The 4,653-nt window shown below is 51.7% G+C and carries 4 protein-coding genes; all 4 read right to left on the bottom strand.

What is annotated here, in order from left to right:
- A partial coding sequence (gene murD, locus VIN66_RS16950) for a UDP-N-acetylmuramoyl-L-alanine--D-glutamate ligase (protein WP_331925083.1) occupies positions 1-944 on the bottom strand: 944 nt, incomplete at its 3' end.
- A gap of 29 nt (positions 945-973) precedes the next feature.
- Entirely contained in the window at positions 974-2,056 is a 1,083-nt protein-coding gene (mraY, locus tag VIN66_RS16945; RefSeq protein ID WP_331925082.1) for a phospho-N-acetylmuramoyl-pentapeptide-transferase, read from the bottom strand.
- Positions 2,050-3,426, bottom strand: coding sequence for a UDP-N-acetylmuramoyl-tripeptide--D-alanyl-D-alanine ligase (locus tag VIN66_RS16940; RefSeq protein ID WP_331925081.1), 1,377 nt, complete (start codon positions 3,424-3,426; stop codon positions 2,050-2,052). The genes mraY and VIN66_RS16940 overlap by 7 nt, the downstream gene beginning before the upstream one ends.
- On the bottom strand, positions 3,423-4,653 hold a 1,231-nt coding region (locus VIN66_RS16935), incomplete at its 5' end, for a UDP-N-acetylmuramoyl-L-alanyl-D-glutamate--2,6-diaminopimelate ligase (RefSeq protein ID WP_331925080.1). The genes VIN66_RS16935 and VIN66_RS16940, both read right to left, overlap by 4 nt.

Raw genomic sequence — 4,653 nt, 5'->3', positions numbered from 1 at the left:
CAACGTACACCGTGTTTTTCAGCGACTAAAGTACAGCGATGTGGCAGTGCTTCAAAAGTGGTCAGCGCCTTGATCAAGCCTTCACGGCTGGCACCGGCGGCCAGCGCCAGCGTGCCGGCAACCAGCGCATTGAATTCGTTATGGGCACCAAACAATGTCATGTCGCTGACAGGCAATAAGGGTGCAGCATCCAGCACCAGCCAGCGTTTGCCCTGATGCTCAGCAATACCATAAGCGGGGTCGGCCAGCTTTATACCCAAAGACGCTGAGCCTTCAGGCGTGGTGGCCGCGTCATCCAGATTAAACACGGCTAATTGGGTGTGCTGATACACCCGCTGCTTGGACGCTGCATAAGCGGCCATCGTCTGATAGCGGTCAAGATGATCAGCACTGACATTTAAAATAGTGCTGGCGACACTGTGTAAACTGCGGGTGGTATCCAGCTGGAAGCTGGACAGCTCCAGTACAAATACCTCTGTGTCCTGCTGGCTGATGGCATCCAGCACCGGTAAACCTATATTGCCCGCAGCCAACGCTTTTACGCCACTGCACAGCAACATGGCTTCAACCAGCTTGGTGACCGTCGACTTGCCGTTAGAACCCGTGATAGCAACTACTGGCTTGGTATTATAACGGGCGAACAACTCCACATCGCCAAGCAATTCAGCACCCTGCGCCACCGCAAAACGAATGGCCGGATGAGTAGGCGACAGGCCGGGGCTTAAGATAATCATATCCATTTTTGCCAGCCGGTTTGCATCAAGCTCACCAAGGTAAATACCGTCAACTTTGTCAGTGGCAATATGCTCAATACCGGCAGGCTTGCTGCGACTGTCCATCAACACAGGTTTGATACCAAGGCTCAGCAGAAAACGCACCGTTGCCAGGCCGGACAGGCCCAGGCCAACAACGGCTATGCGCTTTTTCGCTAAACTTTGTGTCATACCGCTCTGTGTCGCCGTCATATGCATGCTTATCTCAGTTTCAGGGTGGCCAGGCCAACCAGCACAAAAATAATCGATAAAATCCAGAACCTTACGATAACGCGGGGTTCTGGCCAGCCTTTTAGTTCATAGTGGTGATGAATAGGCGCCATCCGGAAAATACGCTGCCCACGTAACTTGTAAGAACCCACCTGCAAAATTACCGACAGCGTTTCCATCACAAAGACGCCGCCCATGATAAACAACACAATTTCCTGCCGGACCAGAATGGCAATCACCCCCAGCACGGCGCCGAGCGCCAGAGAGCCAACATCGCCCATAAACACCAGTGCCGGATAAGTGTTAAACCAGAGAAAACCAAGGCCAGCACCAATCAGAGCGGCACATACCACCACCAGCTCACCGGCATAAGGCAGATAAGGAATGTTCAGGTAAGCAGAGAAATTCACGTTACCACTGGCATAAGCAATAATGGCAAAGGCCGCAGCGACCATAATGGTTGGCACTATTGCCAGGCCATCCAGACCATCGGTCAGGTTAACCGCATTACTGGTACCGACAATCACAAAATAGCTCAGCGCCAGAAACAACAATCCAAGCTGCGGCATCACATCTTTGATAAAAGGCACCAGCAGTGCTGTCTCTGCCGGGCGCTCAGCCGTAAAATACAAAAACGCAGCGGTGGCAATAGCAAATAACGATTGCCAGAAATATTTCCAGCGCGCGATTAGGCCTTTCGGATCTTTGCGGATCACTTTGCGGTAATCATCTACAAACCCTATCCAGCCGAAGCTTACCAGCACAAACATTACAACCCAGACATACTTGTTTTCCAGATTGGCCCACAGCAAAGTGCTTAGCAGCACCGACCCCAAAATTAACAAGCCGCCCATGGTTGGCGTGCCTTTCTTTGAAAAGTGGCTTTGCGGGCCATCGCCACGTACAACCTGGCCAATTTGCATCAGCTGTAAACGCGCAATAAGCTTTGGCCCAAGGTACAGGCTGAGTAATAACGACGTTAAAATGCCCAGAATGGCGCGAAACGTCAGATAACTGAATACATTAAAAAAGCTGAAGTATTGCGTTAAATACTCGGCCAACCAAACTAGCATGGGCTACTCTCCTGCTGACATCTTTCTAGCAAGTCCTGCACGACTAATTCCATTTTCGCACTGCGCGAGCCTTTCACTAGCAGGGTGACTTCCTGTTGTTCTGATACTACCGGCATCAAACGCTGCAATAACGCCTGACGCGAACTGAAATGAGCGCCTTGTCCATTGAACAAGTCACTGGCGCTCTGTGATAACACGCCAAGGGTGAACAACAGATTAATTCCCGCTTTTTTTGCGTATAAACCAATCTCTTCGTGGTATAAACGGGCGTCTGCACCCAGTTCTGCCATATCGCCAAGCACCAGCACGCGATGACCGTTATAGGATGCCAGCAGGTCTATCGCCGCCTTAACCGATTCGACATTCGCATTGTAGGTGTCATCTATCAGCCGCAGTTGAGGGGTAACCATTTTGACATTGGTGCGGCCCTTTACCGCCTGCATTTGTGCCAGCCCAAGCTGAACATCGGCCAGGCTGGCGCCAACGGCAATACAGGCAGCCGCCGCTGCTAACGCATTAGCAACGTTGTGCTTGCCTGGAATAGTCAGCTGAATAAACTGGCGTCCAGTTGGGCAATTTAGCTCAAAACCTGCGCAGCCATTGCTATCCAGCTCGATGTCTGTTGCATAATAATCTGCCTCTGCGGTTGCCGAGAATTGCTGCACTGGCTTGCCTTCAATCCGGCGCAACCAGTAATCACGATACTCACTGTCTGCCGGAATAATGGCCAGCCCCTGCGCTGTTACCGCATTAAAAATTTCACCTTTAGCACGAGCGACACCATAGACATCGCCAAAGCCTTCCAGATGTGACGGCGCGACATTGGTAATGATGGCTACATCCGGTTTAGCCAGTGAAGTGGTATAAGCAATTTCACCCTGATGATTAGCGCCCAGCTCCAGCACCGCATACTGATGCTGTTCAGTCAGACGCAGCATTGTCAGCGGCACACCAATGTCGTTGTTGAAATTTCCCTGCGTTGCCAGCACATTGCCACGTCGGCTTAGAATTGCTGCCATCATCTCTTTGACCGTGGTTTTACCGGCGCTGCCTGTTACCGCTATCGTTTTCGGCGCCAGGCGTGCTTTTACCGCAGCGGCTAACTGGCCTAACGCCAGACGGGTGTCTTGTACAATAATCTGTGGAATATCAACCGCCACAGCCTGCTCTACCACGACAGCAGCAGCGCCTTTCTCTTTCACCTCAGCGACAAAAGCACTGCCGTCAAAGTTGGGGCCTTTTAGCGCAATAAATAAATCATGCTCTGCTATAACACGGCTATCAGTACTGACGTTGCTGATACTGACATTGTGCCCGGTCAGGGCTCCGTCGAGCATCAGCGCAATTTCTGCACAGTTAAGCTTGATCATGCTGACATCTCCGCTACCAGTTGACGAAGATAGGCCCGCTCATCGTATTGCCGATGCTCTGAGCCAATAATCTGGATAGTTTCATGCCCCTTACCAGCTACCAGCACAATGTCCCCTTCCTGCGCGCTGATAAGCGCCAGCTTAATAGCACTTTTCCGGTCGGGTTCTATGGTGTAACTACCATCAGGGCTCATGCCGGTGGCAATTTCCTCGCAGATACTCAGTACATCCTCGCTGCGCGGGTTATCTGCAGTAATAATCACATGATCGGCGTGCAGTTCGGCCAGTTGTCCCATCAGCGGACGTTTGCCACGGTCACGATCGCCACCGCAGCCAAACACGCACCAAAGCTTGCCTTTACAATGCAACCTTAACGACTGCAGTGCCTGCTGTAAGGCATCGGGCGTATGGGCATAATCAACCACGGCAGTAAAATTTTGCGCAAATTTAAATTGTTCCATCCGTCCCGGCACCGGTTTCAGCTGGCTGCAAGCGGCTACAACGGTTGTTAAGTCGTAGCCCAGCACCAACATACTGCTCATGGCGGCCAGTACATTCTGAATATTGAACTCACCCAGCAGCGGCAAATAAAAGTTGTACTCGGCAACATGGCTGCTTAGCTGCAATTGATAGCCATCTTCGGTGGCAAGCACATCGTCATAGGCCAGATAACGGTTAAAACCACGGCAATCTGCCGCTTTACCGTAAGCCCAGACCGGTAACTGACTTTGTGCAGCCAGCTGGCGGCCAAATTCATCAGACACATTAATCACGGCGGCGCGACTGAGCTGCGGTGTAAATAACAAGGCTTTGGCAGCACCGTACTCTGCCATAGAGCCGTGATAATCCAGATGATCGCGGGTTAAATTGGTAAATACTGCCGCGTCAAACCACAACCCGGCAACGCGTTGTTGCACCAGGGCATGTGACGACACTTCCATCGCCACCAGCTGTGTTTTCGCTGCAACCGCCTCTGACAAAATGCGCTGAATATCAACATAATGCGGTGTGGTATTGGGTAATGGTGTCAGCTTGCTGCACGGGCCGTAACCCAGGGTACCGATGACAGCCGCTTTTTGTGCCAGTTGCTCAGCCAGCTGACTGACAAAAAATGCTGTGCTGGATTTACCATTGGTACCGGTGATGCCGACCAGTTGTAATGCTCTTGCCGGTTGCTGATAAAAACTGGCCGCTAACGCTGGCAGTAGCTGCATCAATTCAGGTAAC

Source organism: Rheinheimera sp., from assembly GCF_036568245.1.
Classification (GTDB): domain Bacteria; phylum Pseudomonadota; class Gammaproteobacteria; order Enterobacterales; family Alteromonadaceae; genus Alishewanella.
The sequence above is the reverse complement of the archived record's forward strand: the minus strand, read 5'-3'. Positions and strand labels throughout refer to the sequence as shown.